A 17,238-nucleotide genomic window follows, 5' to 3' on the forward strand; every position below is an offset into this window, starting at 1 on the left:
ATGAACAGCGAGTCCCCTGCCCTGCGCCTGTCCGGCCTGCGCAAATCCTTCGGCCGGCCCGCCGTCGACGGCCTCGACCTGACCGTGCGGCGCGGCCAACTGTACGCGCTGCTGGGCCCCAACGGCGCCGGCAAGACGACGACCTTGCGCATGGTCACCGGCCTGCTGGCCCCCGATGCCGGCGACGTGCAAGTGCTCGGCATCGACCTCGCGCGCGATCCCGCGGGCGCGAAGCGCGGCATGGCCTATCTGCCGGACGACCCGCTGCTGTACGGGAAACTGCGGCCGACCGAATACCTGGAATTCGTCGCCGGCCTGTGGGGCATCCGCGCGCAGGACGCCGAACCGCGCGCGCGCCGCCTGCTCGACTGGCTCGACCTCACGAAGCACGCGCACGAGCTGACGGAAGGGTTTTCGCGGGGGATGAAGCAGAAGCTGGCGCTGGCCGGGGCGCTGATCCACGAGCCCGAGCTCCTGATCCTGGACGAACCGCTGACCGGCCTCGATGCGGCCGCCGCGCGCCAGGTGAAGGACCTGCTCGTGTCGCACGTCGAACAGGGCGGCACCGTGATCCTGACGACACACATCCTCGAGGTGGCGGAACGTCTCGCGCAGCGCATCGGCATCATCCGCCAGGGCCGCCTGATCGCCGAAGGCACGCTGGCCGAACTCCGCGAGCGCACCCAGGGCGGCAGCCTGGAAGACGTATTCCTGCACCTGACCGAAGGACAGCCAGGGTGAGTGCCGCGCCCGGAAGCATTCGCTGGCTGCTGGGCCACGAGCTGCGCCTGGCCTGGTATGGCGCGACCATCAACAAGGGCGGCAGGCGGCGTCCGGGCTGGCCCGCCATCGCCGTGTTCGTGATCGGGTTCATCGGATTGCACCTGATCGCGTTCGCGCTGCTGCGCGCACTGGGCCGCGACGGCATGGGCGACGCGCTGCTCGCGATCCCTATCAGCCTGCTGGTGGTCGTGTGCTCGACCTTCATGCTGTCGAGCGGCCTGCGGGCCTGCGTGCTGGCGCTGTTCGAGCGCGGCGACCTCGATCTGCTGCTGTCGTCGCCCCTGCCCTCGCGCAGCATCTTCGCGGTGCGTCTGCTCGGCATCGCGGCCGCCACCGCCCTGCCCTACGTGTACCTGGCCGGCCCGTTCGCCAACGTCGCGTTGGTGCTGGGCCATCCCGGCTGGCTCGGCCTGTACGTGACAATCGCCGCCTGCGCGACGCTGACGGCCTGCGCAGGCATGCTGCTGACGCTGGGCCTCGTGCGCGTGCTGGGCGCGCGCCGCACGCGCGTGGTGGCGCAGGTGCTGGGCGCCATCGCGGGCGCGCTGATCTTCCTGCTGTCGCAGGCATATAACTTCACGCGCCATGACGGGACCGTGGGGCCGCGCATCATGGAGATGATGACGCACCAGTCCCTGTTCGGGCCGGACAGCGTGTTGTGGCTACCCGGCCACGCCGTCCTCGGTGCGCCGCTGCCGCTGCTGGGCGCCGTCCTGCTGGCGGGGCTCGCGTTCATGCTGACCCTGGCCCGCACGCACCGCTTCTTCGTCCATGGCCTGCAGCAGGCCGCCGGCATGGGCCGCGTCCGCGCCCGCCCGGCCGGCGCGCTGCGCTTCGGTTTCCGCGCCAGCCTGTTCGACACGGTCGTCATCAAGGAATGGCGCCTGATCGCGCGCGACCCGCACCTGATCGCGCAGGTGCTGCTGCAGCTGGTCTACCTCGTGCCGCTGCTGTTCCTGATCCTACGCGGCGACTCGGCCGGCCCCGCGCTGGGCGCCGGCCTCACGCTGCTGTGCAGTTCGTTGACGGGTAGCCTGGCGTGGATCGTGATCTCGGCCGAAGATGCGCCCGACCTGCTGCTGTCGGCTCCGGCGCCGCGCCGCACGCTGCAACTGGCCAAGCTGGCGGCGGCGACGATGCCGGCCCTGCTGCTCGTCGCGCTGCCGCTGCTATGGCTCGTCGTGCGCACGCCGCTGACGGGCCTGCTCGTCGCGTTCCCGGTCAGCGCGGCCGTGCTGAGCGCCGGCCTGATCGTGCAGTGGACGGGTCGCCCCGCTCCCCGCAGCGATTTCAAGACGCGCGGCAAGGAAAATTTCCTGTGCACGATGCTGGAACTGGTCAGCAGCCTGTGCTGGGGCGGGCTCGGCTGGCTCCTCGTCGCGCTGGCGGCGGGCGGACCGGCCTGGATGCTGCCGGCCGCGGCGGCGGTGCTGGCGGCGGGGCTGCTCGTGCTGCTACTGGCCCGCGCAATGCGGCGGCGCCCGGTGTGAGAGGTAGCCCACTGACCTCCAGGCCCGACTCGTGATATCGTTGGGCTACTCACAATAGAATGAGACAACTATGTTAATCACCTTTAAATCCAAGGCTTACCCGAACGTCATGATGTACCAGGACCACGCCAAGCGGATCCTGGACCTCCTGCACAAGGACAGTGAACGCGGTGTCATCACCGCCGAAGAAGCGACGCAAGCCGTCAGACTGCTGGAAAACGAGATCGAAGAAAGCCGGAAGCACCAGGCCACCGACGAGATGGAACAGGACGTCAAGGCCCATCAAGGCGAAGAGGACGCGGAACACCAGCCGTTCGAGACCGTGACGTTCTCGACCCGCGCGTTCCCGCTGCTGGAAATGCTGCGCGCCTCGCGCGACCAGCAGACCGACGTGCTCTGGGGCGTCTGACCCGCCCGATCAGGACGTTTTCCGCTCGATCGCTTCCGCCACCGGGTGGACAGGGTCCTGCAGTTCATACGGCAACTGCAGGGCCACGCCGATGCTCGCTTCTATCTGCACGTTCCCGCTCGCCAGTTTGTACGGACGTACCAGCTGGGTCGAGCAGGAGATGCGCTTAATCCTCGGCATTTTTGCCGTAGAAAAGCAAAAAGCCCGCTCAGTGCATACTGAGCGGGCTTTTCTAATAACTAGCCTGACGATAACCTACTTTCACACTGGTTGCAGCACTATCATCGGCGCAGAGTCTTTTCACGGTCCTGTTCGGGATGGGAAGGGGTGGTACAGACTTGCTATGGTCATCAGGCATAACTTGTACGAGTGCCGCAGCTTATGCATGCGTCACTCTGAATCCGGAAGAAGCAGTTTTCGTAATCTGTTGTCTCAACAAACAGCCGAACCCTTGCGTTGGCATGACTGCCAATGTTATAGGGACAAGCCGTACGGGCAATTAGTATCAGTTAGCTTAATGCATTACTGCACTTCCACACCTGACCTATCAACGTCCTGGTCTCGAACGACCCTTCAAGGAGCTCAAGGCTCCGGGAAATCTCATCTCAAGGCGAGTTTCCCGCTTAGATGCTTTCAGCGGTTATCTCTTCCGAACTTAGCTACCCGGCAATGCCACTGGCGTGACAACCGGTACACCAGAGGTTCGTCCACTCCGGTCCTCTCGTACTAGGAGCAGCCCCCTTCAAATTTCCAACGCCCACGGCAGATAGGGACCAAACTGTCTCACGACGTTTTAAACCCAGCTCACGTACCACTTTAAATGGCGAACAGCCATACCCTTGGGACCGGCTACAGCCCCAGGATGTGATGAGCCGACATCGAGGTGCCAAACTCCCCCGTCGATATGAACTCTTGGGAGGAATCAGCCTGTTATCCCCAGAGTACCTTTTATCCGTTGAGCGATGGCCCTTCCATACAGAACCACCGGATCACTATGTCCTACTTTCGTACCTGCTCGACTTGTCGGTCTCGCAGTTAAGCACGCTTATGCCATTGCACTATTAGCACGATGTCCGACCGTACCTAGCGTACCTTCGAACTCCTCCGTTACACTTTAGGAGGAGACCGCCCCAGTCAAACTGCCTACCATGCACTGTCCCCGACCCGGATCACGGGCCAAGGTTAGAACCTCAAACGAACCAGGGTGGTATTTCAAGGTTGGCTCCACGAGAACTGGCGTCCCCGCTTCAAAGCCTCCCACCTATCCTACACAGATTGGTTCAAAGTCCAATGCAAAGCTACAGTAAAGGTTCATGGGGTCTTTCCGTCTAGCCGCGGGTAGATTGCATCATCACAAACATTTCAACTTCGCTGAGTCTCGGGAGGAGACAGTGTGGCCATCGTTACGCCATTCGTGCAGGTCGGAACTTACCCGACAAGGAATTTCGCTACCTTAGGACCGTTATAGTTACGGCCGCCGTTTACTGGGACTTCAATCAAGAGCTTGCACCCCATCATTTAATCTTCCAGCACCGGGCAGGCGTCACACCCTATACGTCCACTTTCGTGTTTGCAGAGTGCTGTGTTTTTATTAAACAGTCGCAGCCACCAGTTTATTGCAACCCTTTCACCCTCATGGAGTAAAACCATTCAAGCTACCGGGGCGTACCTTATCCCGAAGTTACGGTACCAATTTGCCGAGTTCCTTCTCCCGAGTTCTCTCAAGCGCCTTAGAATACTCATCTCGCCCACCTGTGTCGGTTTGCGGTACGGTCTCGTATGACTGAAGCTTAGAGGCTTTTCTTGGAACCACTTCCGATTGCTTCGTGTCACAAGGACACACGTCTCGACCCCTTGAATTACGCGCCCGGATTTGCCTAAGCGCCTTCTATGAGTCAAGAACCAACTATTCCAACAGTTGGACAACCTTCCGCGATCCGTCCCCCCATCGCATCATACGACGGTGCAGGAATATTAACCTGCTTCCCATCAGCTACGCATCTCTGCCTCGCCTTAGGGGCCGACTCACCCTGCTCCGATGAACGTTGAACAGGAAACCTTGGGCTTTCGGCGAGAGGGCTTTTCACCCTCTTTATCGCTACTCATGTCAGCATTCGCACTTCCGATACCTCCAGCATCCTTTACAAGACACCTTCTCAGGCTTACGGAACGCTCTCCTACCATATGGATCAAAGTATAAATACTAAGAAACATATCCGCAGCTTCGGTGACTGGCTTAGCCCCGTTACATCTTCCGCGCAGGACGACTCGATCAGTGAGCTATTACGCTTTCTTTAAATGATGGCTGCTTCTAAGCCAACATCCTGACTGTTTTAGCCTTCCCACTTCGTTTTCCACTTAGCCAATCTTTGGGACCTTAGCTGGCGGTCTGGGTTGTTTCCCTCTTGACGCCGGACGTTAGCACCCGACGTCTGTCTCCCAAGCTCGCACTCATCGGTATTCGGAGTTTGCAATGGTTTGGTAAGTCGCAATGACCCCCTAGCCATAACAGTGCTCTACCCCCGATGGTGATACTTGAGGCACTACCTAAATAGTTTTCGGAGAGAACCAGCTATTTCCAGGTTTGTTTAGCCTTTCACCCCTACCCACAGCTCATCCCCTAATTTTTCAACATTAGTGGGTTCGGACCTCCAGGGCGTGTTACCGCACCTTCATCCTGGCCATGGGTAGATCACCTGGTTTCGGGTCTACACCCAGCGACTGTCGCCCTGTTCGGACTCGATTTCTCTACGGCTCCCCTATTCGGTTAACCTCGCCACTGAATGTAAGTCGCTGACCCATTATACAAAAGGTACGCCGTCACCCCACGAAGAGGCTCCGACTGTTTGTATGCACACGGTTTCAGGATCTATTTCACTCCCCTCCCGGGGTTCTTTTCGCCTTTCCCTCACGGTACTGGTTCACTATCGGTCGATTACGAGTATTTAGCCTTGGAGGATGGTCCCCCCATCTTCAGACAGGATTTCTCGTGTCCCGCCCTACTTGTCGTACGCTTAGTACCACCGTTCGAATTTCGTGTAAGGGGCTATCACCCTCTATGGCCAGCATTTCCAGGCTGTTCCACTATTCGATCGACTATCACGTACAAGGCTCATCCCATTTCGCTCGCCACTACTTTGGGAATCTCGGTTGATTTCTTTTCCTGCAGCTACTTAGATGTTTCAGTTCGCCGCGTTCGCTTTGCATACCTATGTATTCAGTATGCAATGACCTAAAAGGCCGGGTTTCCCCATTCGGAAATCTGCGGATCAAAGTGTGTTTGCTCACTCCCCGCAGCTTATCGCAAGCTACTACGTCCTTCATCGCCTGTAATCGCCAAGGCATCCACCATGTGCACTTATTCACTTGTCCCTATAACGTTGGCCCCTGCATGAGTATCAGGGAACGTCATAACAACAAGAGTTCAGCTTACTATGTTTGTTGATACATACAGATTACTACCCTAAGTGTGCATCCAACTTTCGTTAGCTACACGCTTAAAGAAAACTTTACTTCTTCCAGATTGTTAAAGAACGAGAACTACACTTACCTAAAACCAGCGTCTTACGTAAAGGTAGTGGTGGAGGATGACGGGATCGAACCGACGACCCCCTGCTTGCAAAGCAGGTGCTCTCCCAGCTGAGCTAATCCCCCATTTTGGTAACGTGGTAGGGCTGGTTGGACTCGAACCAACGACCCCCGCGTTATCAACACGGTGCTCTAACCAGCTGAGCTACAGCCCCGAAAACTCTTCTCGTTTAACTTTGAACAGTCGATAAGCGTGGGCGCTTGATGATGGAGCGTAAGCTCCCGTGCCACTCTAGAAAGGAGGTGATCCAGCCGCACCTTCCGATACGGCTACCTTGTTACGACTTCACCCCAGTCACGAATCCTACCGTGGTAAGCGCCCTCCTTGCGGTTAAGCTACCTACTTCTGGTAAAACCCGCTCCCATGGTGTGACGGGCGGTGTGTACAAGACCCGGGAACGTATTCACCGCGGCATGCTGATCCGCGATTACTAGCGATTCCAACTTCACGCAGTCGAGTTGCAGACTGCGATCCGGACTACGATACACTTTCTGGGATTAGCTCCCCCTCGCGGGTTGGCGGCCCTCTGTATGTACCATTGTATGACGTGTGAAGCCCTACCCATAAGGGCCATGAGGACTTGACGTCATCCCCACCTTCCTCCGGTTTGTCACCGGCAGTCTCATTAGAGTGCCCTTTCGTAGCAACTAATGACAAGGGTTGCGCTCGTTGCGGGACTTAACCCAACATCTCACGACACGAGCTGACGACAGCCATGCAGCACCTGTGTTCAGGCTCCCTTTCGGGCACCCCTCAATCTCTCGAGGGTTCCTGACATGTCAAGGGTAGGTAAGGTTTTTCGCGTTGCATCGAATTAATCCACATCATCCACCGCTTGTGCGGGTCCCCGTCAATTCCTTTGAGTTTTAATCTTGCGACCGTACTCCCCAGGCGGTCTACTTCACGCGTTAGCTGCGTTACCAAGTCAATTAAGACCCGACAACTAGTAGACATCGTTTAGGGCGTGGACTACCAGGGTATCTAATCCTGTTTGCTCCCCACGCTTTCGTGCATGAGCGTCAATCTTGACCCAGGGGGCTGCCTTCGCCATCGGTGTTCCTCCACATCTCTACGCATTTCACTGCTACACGTGGAATTCTACCCCCCTCTGCCAGATTCAAGCCTTGCAGTCTCCATCGCAATTCCCAGGTTAAGCCCGGGGCTTTCACGACAGACTTACAAAACCGCCTGCGCACGCTTTACGCCCAGTAATTCCGATTAACGCTTGCACCCTACGTATTACCGCGGCTGCTGGCACGTAGTTAGCCGGTGCTTATTCTTCAGGTACCGTCATTAGCCCAGGATATTAGCCTGAACCGTTTCTTCCCTGACAAAAGAGCTTTACAACCCGAAGGCCTTCTTCACTCACGCGGCATTGCTGGATCAGGCTTGCGCCCATTGTCCAAAATTCCCCACTGCTGCCTCCCGTAGGAGTCTGGGCCGTGTCTCAGTCCCAGTGTGGCTGGTCGTCCTCTCAGACCAGCTACTGATCGTCGCCTTGGTGAGCCTTTACCTCACCAACTAGCTAATCAGATATCGGCCGCTCCAGGAGCATGAGGCCCGAAGGTCCCCCACTTTCATCCTTGGATCGTATGCGGTATTAGCGTAACTTTCGCTACGTTATCCCCCACTCTTGGGTACGTTCCGATATATTACTCACCCGTTCGCCACTCGCCGCCAGGTTGCCCCGCGCTGCCGTTCGACTTGCATGTGTAAAGCATGCCGCCAGCGTTCAATCTGAGCCAGGATCAAACTCTTCAGTTTAATCTCTGTTTTTGCTACTTTCGTAGCATGTCGCTCACTCAAAATACTGACCGTCACTCATTGCTGAGCAACGTATTTCTTTTGCGTGAACATTTGATAATTTAAGCATTCAGTATCACCGAAGCGATACTGGCACTTCATCAAACGCCCACACTTATCGACTGTTGATTGTTAAAGAACTGTGTTCGGTACTGCCTTGCTGCGCTTGCGAATCGTTTTGTTCGTCAGCAGCAGAGAAGCGAGATTATGCAGTGTTTCGCGATGTTCGTCAACTTCTTTTTCCCGCTTCGTGGCGTCGATTTCCTCTGGATTTCGACCGTGCCGTGAAGCGGACGCGCAGTATAGCAACCGCCCAGCAACCTTGCAAGCTCAGCCGTATCAAATAGCTGGCGCCGCGGCATGCTGTTTCAGCCACGCCAGCGCACGCGGTGCCGCACTCAATATAGAGATATGACCATCTTCGAGCTGCAGCCACGACACGGCCGAAGGACAGTGACGCGCCAGCCATTCGGCATGCGACGTCGGCACCATCCGGTCCTGCCCGCCGTGCAGCAGGAGCACCGGCCGCGTAATACACGCGCAATCAAAACCCCACGGCGAGACATACGCGACGTCGTCATCGATCAGGCCATCGGACCCGGCCGCCAGCGCCGGCCCGACGACACGATCGAACCACGACCACGGTCCCGCCAACGCATTCCAGTCGGCCTCGATGAACGATTCCCGATCGAATTCCGGGGACGCAGCTTCGTACGCGGCCTTCTCCGCCCTGCCCGCCCGCGCGGCGCGCAGGCCCGCGATGCCGGATGGCCGCATCCCGGCGAACCAGTCGAGTCCCGCGGCGTCGAAGGGCGCCAGCCCGGCGATGCTGACGGCAGCCAGAACGCGGTCCGGCAACAGCGCGGCACAGGCAAGCGCGTGCGGACCGCCGCCCGAGTGGCCGACAACAGCGAATTGGCCGATGCCGAGCCGGTCGGCGATCCGCGCGACGTCGAGGGCAGCCGACGCGACATCGCGCCCCGGTCGCGGCGTCGAGCCGCCATAGCCAGGGCGGTCGTAGCCGATCCAGCGCAGCCCCAGACGGGCAGCGTCGGCAAACAGCGGCTCGGGCGGCAGACCGATGTTCGGCGTCCCGTGCAGCCAGAAAACCGCCAGGCGGCCACTCCCCTGCTCGTAAAAGTGCAGCGTGCGCCCGTCATCCAGTGCCAGGTCTGTTTCCGTCATCTCGGCTCCTACGGTTGTGCGCCGACGGGCTGCCGCCGCAACTGCTCCGCATCCTTCAACGGCGGCGCGCCGAACAGGCGGCGGTACTCGCGGCTGAACTGCGACGGGCTTTCATAGCCCACCTCGTAGGCGACACTGGCCGCCTCGACGTCGCCGCTCATCAGCATCTTGCGCGCCTCGAGCAGCCGCACCTGCTTCTGGTACTGCAAAGGGCTCATCACCGTGGCGGCCTTGAAGCGGCGGTGCAGTACCGAAGGACTCATGTGCACCGTGCGCGCCAGCGCGTCGATGCTGAGCGGCTCGTTGTAATGCGTGCGGATCCATTGTATGGCCTCGCCCACCGCGCGCTCGCGCTGGCTGCCGACGACGCCCCGACTCAGCGTCGCCCCGCCCGGCGCCGTTACGAGGTGATAAATCAGCTCCTGCTTGAGCAGGCGGCCCAGCACGGGCAGGTCGCGCGGCCGGTCGAGCAGACGGAGAAGCCGCACGAACACGTCCAGCATCGCATCGTCCGCACGTTCGACCGTGATCGCGGGCGGGTCGGCGTCCGCCAGCGGCAGCTGCAGTTGCATCTCCAGCACGAACGCCGCCACCTCCTTCGGATCGATGTCGACGCGGATGCCGTAGTACGGCGCCGCATCGGTTGCGCGTATGACCTGGCCGGACACGGGCATCGCCAGACCCGCCTGCACATAACACCCGGGGCCGTAGCGCAGCACCTGCGAGCCGACCAGCATCTCCTTCTCGCCCTGCACGAGCAGGCAGACGGACGGCGTCAGGATGCCGCGCCCGGCGGGCGTCGGCGCCGGCCGGCGTATGAGCCAGAGCCAGGGCAGCCCCGTCGCCAGGTCGAGGTTGCCCACGCCCGCGCCGCGCATCGCCTGCCCGACGAGGTCCAGGAGCCGGGTTTCAGAGTGCCTTGTCATGACCCATGATGGCTTTCGGTTCGAGATAGGTCTCCAGGCCGAAGACACCGAACTCGCGTCCCAGGCCGGACTGCTTGAAGCCGCCGAACGGGGCTTCCGGTGCATCATACAATCCATTCACGAACACGCGCCCTGCCTGAATGCCGGCCGCCACGCGGTTCGCGTGCGCCAGGTCCGCGCCGAACACGTACGCGTGCAAACCATATGGCGTGTCGTTGGCGATGGCGATCGCCTCGTCGTCGTCGCGGTACGGGATGATGGACAGGACGGGCCCGAAGATCTCGTCGCGGGCGATGGCCATGTCGTTGCGGACGTCGCCGAACACGGTCGGCCGCACGAAATAGCCCCGTTCCAGCCGGTCCGGACGCCCCGGCCCGCCCGCCAGCAGGGTCGCGCCCTCCTCGATCCCCTTGCGGATATAGTCCTGCACGCGCTCGTACTGCTTGCGCGTGACCATCGGCCCCACGTTCACGCGCGGGTCGCTCGTCGGGCCGACGACCAGGTCCTCGAACGCGCGCACCGCCAACGCATGCGCCTCGGCGACGCGGCTCGCAGGCACCAGCAGCCGCGTGCCCGCGATGCACGCCTGGCCGCTGTTCATCACGGCGGCCAGCGCCGCCAGCGGCATCGCCTTCGCGAAGTCGGCATCGTCGAGCAGGACGGTCGGCGATTTGCCGCCCAGTTCCAGCGTCACCCGTTTCATGGTGTCGACGGCGCCGCGCGCGATCGCCTTGCCGACGCTCGTGGACCCCGTGAACGAGATCTTGGCGATGTCGGGGTGGCGCGTGATCTCCGCGCCGACGACGTCGCCGCGGCCCGTGACGATATTGAAGACCCCCGGCGGCAGTCCCGCGCCGTGCATCACGCGGGTGATGAGCTCCGTCTGCGCGGCACTCAGTTCGCTGGGCTTGACGACGGCCGTGCTGCCGGCGGCGATCGCCATCGACAGCTTGGTCGCGATGAAGCCGATGTTCGCATTCCACGGCGTGATCAGCCCGACGACGCCATGCGGCACCATCGTCACGCGCGCGCCGCCGACCTCGCGCTCGAAGGCATATTCACCCAGCAGCCGGCGCGCGATCGCGAACGATGCGGCGGCGCGGCGCGCGGTCCCCGTCGCCATCGCCGTCGTGCCGCCGTATTCGGCGACCATGACGTCGACGATGTCCTGTTCGGCGGCGCCGACGGCGTCGTGCAGGCGCTGCAGCCAGTCCATGCGTTCTTCCCGCGTCGTGCGCGCCACGGCCGGCAACGCCGCCTTCGCCGCCGCGATCGCGCGCTGCGCGTCGACCTCGTCGGCCAGGATCACGGTCGTCGTTTCGCGCTCGGTGACGGGATCGAGCAGGACGAGCGGCTCGCGCCCGTGCGGGGCAACGAACGCGCCGTTGATATAAATGGTATCGATGGTTTTCATGGCAGGGCTCCTCGTGAACGATGGATTCATCATAGGAGTCCGGGCCCGCCCGGCGGTAGCAGGATACTGACGAAGGATTGCCCGATCCTGCCGATCTGGCGCGGATCAGGCAGTGCGCACCAGCGCCTCGAACGCCTGCGCCGCGCGGCTGCGATAGCGTTCGCGGTGGCGCAGCAGGAAGAAGTCGCGCGGCGGCAGGTCCACGCGCACCTTGGCGAGCAAACCCGCCGCGATGTACGGCGCCGCGACCAGTTCCGACAAGACGGCCACGAAGCCCGCGCTCATCACGGCCGCGCGCACGGCCTCGTTGGACGGCAGGGTCAGCGCGACCTGCAGCGCGGCCAGGTCGACGCCCTGCGCCGCCAGCATCTCTTCGAGCGCGGACCGCGTGCCCGATCCCGGCTCGCGCATGATCCAGCGGGCAGCCTGCAGGTCGGCGGCGGCGAGCCTGCGCTTGCGTGCCCACGGATGGCCGGGCGCGACGACGATGGCCATGTGATCCTGGCCGATGCGCTCCGCGACCAGCGCCGCATCGTCGATGCCGCCCTCCACGAGTCCGAGATCGGCCTCGCCCTCGCGCACCGCGTCCGCCACGGACTGCGTATTGCCGACGTCCAGCCGCACGTCGATCTGCGGATGCGTCTCGCGAAAGCGCACGAGCAGCGGCGGCAGCCAGTAGCTGGCGATCGTCTGGCTGGCCTGCAGCGCGAGTACACCGCGCGCCAGTCCGGCCAGTTCGACGAGCACGCGTTCGGCGCCGGCCGCGCGGGCCAGCGTGGCGCGCGCCTCGTCGAGGAAGATGCGGCCGGCGGCATTGACTTCGATGCGCCGCCCGACCCGGTCGAACAACGGCGTGCCGTAACGCTCTTCCAGCGCGCGCAGCGATGCGCTGACGGCGGACGGTGTCAGCGCGAGGACATTCGCCGCCTGCGTCAGATGCTGGCGTTCGGCGACGGCGACGAAGATGCGGAGCTGGTCGAGGGTCATCGTTCGATTGAAGTGAATGATCTGTGCGGAATTTTAAGATGGACCGAACGATCTTGTCGAGCCGATACTGCGGGCTCGAACCAGGAGAACACCATGAACGATAAGATCTTCACGCTCATTCCGGGCATCGCGCTGAGTGCCGCCGTCACGGGCGCCGCCGTCCTGCTGGAGCGCGGCGAGACCGCCCTCTTCGGCCGCGCATGGCTCGAAAGCCTCGTCCTGGCGATCCTGCTGGGGAGCCTGGTCCGCACCGTCGCGACCGTCCCCGCCGCGTGCGAAGCCGGCGTGCGCTTTTCCGCCAAGGTCGTCCTCGAACTGGCCGTGATGCTGCTCGGTGCATCCATCAGCGCCGGCGCGATCGCCGCGCACGGGCTGCCGCTGCTGGGCGGGATCGCGCTGTCGGTCGTCCTCGCGATCGCATTCAGCTACACCGTCGGCCGGCTGCTGCGGCTGCCGCACGAGATGGCCGTGCTGGTCGCGTGCGGGAATTCGATCTGCGGGAACTCGGCCATCGCCGCCGTCGCGCCGGTCATCGATGCGCAGGGCAAGGACGTCGCGTCGTCGATCGCGTTCACGGCCGTGCTGGGCGTCGTCGTCGTGCTCGTGCTGCCGCTGCTCGACCGGGTCCTCGGACTGACGCCCCTCCAGTACGGCATCTTCGCCGGCATGACCGTGTATGCCGTGCCGCAGGTGCTGGCCGCGGCGGCGCCCGTGTCGCAGGCGAGCGTGCACATCGGGACGCTGGTAAAACTGGTGCGGGTGCTGATGCTGGGACCCGTCGTGCTCGGGCTGTCGCTGTTCCGGCGCGACGGCGCGCGCCGCGCCTCGCTGCCGCTGGCGCAACTCGTCCCGTGGTTCATCGTCGGCTTTCTCGCGCTGATGGCGCTACGGTCCGTCGATGCCCTGCCGGCCGTCGTACTCGAACCGGCGCACGTGGCCTCGGGCTGGCTGACCAGCATGTCGATGGCGGCCCTCGGCCTCGGCGTCGACGCCCGCGCCGTACTGCGCGCGGGCGGCAAGGTGACGGCGACCGTCGTCGTGTCGCTGGTCGGGCTGGGCGCGATCAGTTGGGGGCTGATTGCGCTGCTGGGGATCCGGTGACCGGATAGTACGGGCTTTCGAGCGGCCCGAGATAACTGGGCCGCAGCCCGCCCGCATCGATGACAAGGCGTTGCAGCACGAGACCCGGATCGAGCGCCCAGAACTTCACCGTGTGGCGGCCGGGGCGTGCGACACGATGCGTGGTGACGAACTGCGCGACGCCGTCCGAGACGATCTTGCTCCAGTGGCGTTCGGAACCGTCCGCATGGACGTTGACCACCTGCGGCGCCTCGTCGTCGATCGAGACGGCGTAGCGGAAGCCCTCGCCCGGCTGGAACTTGAGCGTCGGTCCGAGGACGGCCTGCAGTTTCAGCTCACCGGCGGTGAACAGGTGCACCTCGTACTCGAGCCGCATGCCATCCGCGACCTTCAGCGCGTCCGCCGCGACCGGCAAAGTGGTCATGCCGGACAGCGTGCGGCCATAGCCGGGAATCCTCAGCCACTGCCGGCCGGATGGCGCCAGCGCGCGGGTGTAATGCTCCGCCTCGATCGCGACGACGCCCTGCGTTTCCACGTGACCCCGCGCCGTGTCGGGCGCCAGGCCGGCCGGTTTGTGCACGGGCACCTTGACCTCGACCTGCGCCTTGGCCGGACCGCTGATCGTCAGCGATGCCACCGTGGTGCCGGCGGGGACCGCGCTCCAGTCCACGTCGACGACGATGCGCTGGTCCTTGCTCACGCGGCCGGCCTTGTGACTCAGGCGGATCCACGGATGGCTCGTCGTGATGGCATAGTCGAACGGCTGGGCGCTCCGGTTGAACAGCTCCAGATGACGCGGCTGCTTTTCGAAGACGTCCAGCGGCGGCAACACGAGCTGGCGGATCGGGAAGACGGGCCAGGCGATGGCGTCGCCCTGCACCGCGACGCCCATCTGGTCGGACGGGTGAATGCCGTTCGGCGCCGCCAGCTGGCCGGGCGCGGGAACGCGCAGCTCCGACACGGCCGGCATCACGTCGCGGTAGGGCTGGTCCCAGTTGGTGTAGCCGAAACGCGTCTGCGACATCATGTGATTCCATTTGCCGCCGCTGATCTCGCGCTGGTATTTATTCGCGAGATCAGCGTCGCGCTGGAACAGCTGGCGCACGCGCGCCGCCATGTCGTTCGTCGTCACGCGGCCCTGGCGTGCGTACAGGCGATTGAGGCCGGTCGACACGTACATGTCGAGCGCATTCGCGGACGCGCGCACGGGATATTCCACGAGCTGGAAGTAGGCGTCGCGCATGTTCGCGGGCAGCGTGCGGCCGACGCGCACCGCTTCGTCGGCGAGCGCGTTGTAGTCCGCGACGACGCGCTCCGCCTCATCGTAGTTGGTGAGGCTGTAGGTCTCGGGCTCCAGCTGTTCCGGACGGCGCCGCGCGTTGTAGCGCGTGTACTTGTCGACGATGGACGCGATGTCTTCCGCATGCGCCGCGCCGAATTCACGGGTGGCCCAGGCACGCAGGTACTCGGGCAGCCGCTCCGCCGGCCACGCTTGCGGGTTCCACGCATACGCCATGAAGAATTCGGTCGGCACCTCCATCGGCTTCAGGTCGCCCACGTTGACGACCCACAGCCGGTTCGCGCCGTACTCGTTTGCGAGGTTCATCTGCTCCCACACCTTGGCGATCTGGGTCACGTTCAACCATTTGTACGAGCGGGGACCGCCGACATAATCGAAATGGTAGTAAACGCCGGCACCGCCGCTGCGCTTGCGTTCCTCGGCGGTAGGCAGGCGGCGGATATTGCCCCAGTTGTCGTCGCACCAGAGCAGCAGCATGTCGTCCGGGACGCGCATGCCCTTCTCGTAATAGTCCTGCACTTCCTTGTAGAGGGCCCACAACTGCGGCACCTTCTCCGGTTCCTGGCCGAGCTCCTTCCTGATGATCGCGCGCTGGTCGCGGACGATCTGCTGCAGCAGGTCGACGTTGGCGTCTTCCGACATCGGCTCGTCGCCGTCGCCGCGCATCGCCATCGTGATCACCTTTTCGTAATCGCGCGTATTGCGCAGGCCCTGCGCCCAGAAGTCGCGCAGCACCTCGCCGTTGCGGTGGTAATCCCACGGCCCCTTGCCGTAGCGCTTCCACTCCTGCTGCGCCCTCATCATCGGTTCGTGGTGGGACGTGCCCATCACGATGCCCATCGTGTCGGCGAGCTTGCCGTTTTCCTTGTCGTCGTCATAGAACGACGAGTACCACATGGCCGGCCACAGGTAATTGGCGCGCATGCGGAGCATCAGTTCGAACAGCTTTTCGTAGAACTTGTGATTGAAGCCGCCGAAGCGCTCCTTCGCCCAATTGGTCAGCACTGGCGCCTCGTCGTTGAGGAACAGGCCGCGGTACTGGACGGTCGGTTTTTCCATGATGCGCGTGTCGAGCGGCACGCTGAGCGAGCGGTGATGCACGACCGGCACGTCGGCCCACCAGTACCAGGGCGAGACGCCGATCTGTTCCGACAGCGTATAGATCCCGTAGATCGTGCCGCGCTTGTCGCTGCCGGCGATGACCAGGGCGCGCTGCACACCGGGCATCGGGTCCGCGACCGCCTGGATGACGAAGCCTTCCCACTGGCCGGCCAGCGCACGCGTGTCGATCTTGCCCTGTTGCGCGAGGCGGTCGATCAGGCCATGGCGCCCGAGCGTGCCCACGATGATCACGTCGCCCGACGCCGCCGGACGGTCGACCTGCCATTGCGGCGTCTTGCCCGTCACGCTGCCGATGTCGCGCTGCAGGTCGCGTGCCGCGCGCAGCACGCCGGGATACTCGTCCGTGCCGACGACGATGGGCGCGGCACGTCCGGCCTGGACCAGCGCAACGCCGGCCTTGCCCTCCGTGTCGACGAACCGCGCCGTGCCGATGGCGTGGACCTGGCCTGCGATCAGCAATCCCGCCACTGCCGTCACAAGGCGTAGCCATAAATCCCTACTTGTACTTCGCTGCATGAACGTCTCCTCCGTTGAATGACCGACGGTCCCCGGATGTTATAAAACATTGCTTTATCATTATTTTTGGTAGCGCAATCATTTGAGTCTACCGACAGCCGGGGTGCCGGTCAAACGGCTGCTACACTTCTATTTAGCCAATAAACAACAAAGGGGTTCCTATGCGCCAAGCCATCGTCCACATCGCCCTGGTCGTGCGCGACTACGACGAAGCCATCGATTTCTACGTCGGCAAACTCGGTTTCGAGCTGCTGGACGACACGTACCAGCCGGCGCAGGACAAGCGCTGGGTCGTGGTGGCGCCCCCCGGCGGCGCCGGCACCACCCTGCTGCTGGCCAAGGCATCGAAGCCGGAACAGGTGCCGTTCGTCGGCAACCAGGCCGGTGGCCGCGTCTTCCTGTTCCTGAACACCGACGACTTCTGGCGCGATTACGAACGTCTGCGCGGGCATGGCGTGCACTTCGTGCGCGATCCGAAGGAAGAGGACTACGGCACCGTGGCCGTGTTCGCGGACCTGTACGGCAACCTGTGGGACCTGCTGCAGCTGCGGCCGGACCATCCCATCGCCGCACGTCTGCGCGTTTACCAGCAGAGCGACGATGCATAGAGTGCAAGATTCCACATGACCCCGAG

11 protein-coding genes, 2 tRNA genes and 3 rRNA genes are annotated in these 17,238 nt (G+C 62.9%); 5 read left to right on the forward strand and 11 right to left on the reverse strand.

Going from position 1 to position 17,238, the window contains the following annotated elements; translation table 11 throughout:
• The 3 genes from ACEN9G_RS08360 (at position 1) to ACEN9G_RS08370 (ending at position 2,682) form a co-directional block, all read left to right on the forward strand.
• Positions 1 to 741, forward strand: a complete 741-nt coding sequence (locus ACEN9G_RS08360; RefSeq protein ID WP_413342260.1) for an ABC transporter ATP-binding protein — start codon at positions 1 to 3, stop codon at positions 739 to 741.
• The gene (locus tag ACEN9G_RS08365) at positions 738 to 2,273 is read left to right on the forward strand and encodes a putative ABC transporter permease subunit (RefSeq protein WP_483126563.1); all 1,536 of its coding nucleotides are present in this window, start codon (positions 738 to 740) and stop codon (positions 2,271 to 2,273) included. Before ACEN9G_RS08360 ends, ACEN9G_RS08365 begins: the two co-directional genes overlap by 4 nt.
• A 70-nt stretch (positions 2,274 to 2,343) precedes the next feature.
• Positions 2,344 to 2,682, forward strand: coding sequence for a DUF1840 domain-containing protein (locus tag ACEN9G_RS08370; RefSeq protein ID WP_413346153.1), 339 nt, complete (start codon positions 2,344 to 2,346; stop codon positions 2,680 to 2,682).
• 9 nt (positions 2,683 to 2,691) lie between these two features.
• Here ACEN9G_RS08370 and ACEN9G_RS08375 read toward each other — a convergent pair whose 3' ends face one another.
• The 10 genes from ACEN9G_RS08375 to ACEN9G_RS08420 all read right to left on the reverse strand — a co-directional run bounded on the left by ACEN9G_RS08375 (position 2,692) and on the right by ACEN9G_RS08420 (position 12,586).
• A complete protein-coding gene (locus ACEN9G_RS08375) occupies positions 2,692 to 2,862 on the reverse strand; it encodes a hypothetical protein (RefSeq protein ID WP_483126564.1) in 171 nt (56 codons plus the stop codon).
• A 62-nt stretch (positions 2,863 to 2,924) separates the two neighbouring features.
• A 5S ribosomal RNA gene (gene rrf / locus ACEN9G_RS08380) occupies positions 2,925 to 3,037 on the reverse strand.
• Positions 3,038 to 3,160: 123 nt separating this feature from the next.
• Positions 3,161 to 6,054 (reverse strand): 23S ribosomal RNA (locus ACEN9G_RS08385).
• Positions 6,055 to 6,260: 206 nt separating this feature from the next.
• A tRNA-Ala gene (locus tag ACEN9G_RS08390) sits at positions 6,261 to 6,336 on the reverse strand.
• Between the two features lie 12 nt (positions 6,337 to 6,348).
• Positions 6,349 to 6,425: transfer RNA gene (locus ACEN9G_RS08395), tRNA-Ile, on the reverse strand.
• 81 nt (positions 6,426 to 6,506) lie between these two features.
• Positions 6,507 to 8,035: ribosomal RNA gene (locus ACEN9G_RS08400) — 16S ribosomal RNA — on the reverse strand.
• The 16S, 23S and 5S rRNA genes sit together here with 2 tRNA genes alongside, the layout of an rRNA operon.
• A 378-nt stretch (positions 8,036 to 8,413) precedes the next feature.
• Positions 8,414 to 9,259: an alpha/beta fold hydrolase gene (locus tag ACEN9G_RS08405; RefSeq protein WP_413341044.1), complete on the reverse strand. Its 846-nt coding sequence runs from the start codon at positions 9,257 to 9,259 to the stop codon at positions 8,414 to 8,416.
• Between the two features lie 8 nt (positions 9,260 to 9,267).
• Positions 9,268 to 10,185, reverse strand: coding sequence for an AraC family transcriptional regulator (locus ACEN9G_RS08410; protein ID WP_413341046.1), 918 nt, complete (start codon positions 10,183 to 10,185; stop codon positions 9,268 to 9,270).
• Positions 10,169 to 11,599 carry an aldehyde dehydrogenase family protein gene (locus ACEN9G_RS08415; RefSeq protein WP_413341048.1) on the reverse strand — a complete coding sequence of 477 codons (1,431 nt, stop codon included), beginning with the start codon at positions 11,597 to 11,599 and terminating at the stop codon, positions 10,169 to 10,171. The genes ACEN9G_RS08410 and ACEN9G_RS08415 overlap by 17 nt, the downstream gene beginning before the upstream one ends.
• Before the next feature lie 105 nt (positions 11,600 to 11,704).
• Positions 11,705 to 12,586: a LysR family transcriptional regulator gene (locus ACEN9G_RS08420; RefSeq protein ID WP_413341049.1), complete on the reverse strand. Its 882-nt coding sequence runs from the start codon at positions 12,584 to 12,586 to the stop codon at positions 11,705 to 11,707.
• Positions 12,587 to 12,679: 93 nt separating this feature from the next.
• Between ACEN9G_RS08420 and ACEN9G_RS08425 the strand changes: the two genes are divergently transcribed.
• Positions 12,680 to 13,687, forward strand: coding sequence for a YeiH family protein (locus tag ACEN9G_RS08425; RefSeq protein WP_413341051.1), 1,008 nt, complete (start codon positions 12,680 to 12,682; stop codon positions 13,685 to 13,687).
• Here ACEN9G_RS08425 and ACEN9G_RS08430 read toward each other — a convergent pair.
• Positions 13,650 to 16,565 (reverse strand): glycosyl hydrolase 115 family protein, encoded by a 2,916-nt coding sequence (locus ACEN9G_RS08430; protein ID WP_413341053.1) that lies wholly within the window; start codon positions 16,563 to 16,565, stop codon positions 13,650 to 13,652. The two genes, ACEN9G_RS08425 and ACEN9G_RS08430, sit on opposite strands and share 38 nt — an antisense overlap.
• A 200-nt stretch (positions 16,566 to 16,765) precedes the next feature.
• Between ACEN9G_RS08430 and ACEN9G_RS08435 the strand changes: the two genes are divergently transcribed.
• Complete coding sequence (locus ACEN9G_RS08435; protein WP_413341054.1) at positions 16,766 to 17,212, forward strand: VOC family protein; 447 nt, start codon at positions 16,766 to 16,768, stop codon at positions 17,210 to 17,212.
• Positions 17,213 to 17,238 lie beyond the last annotated feature (26 nt).

It is taken from the genome of Massilia sp. Masssp94, from assembly GCF_059491305.1.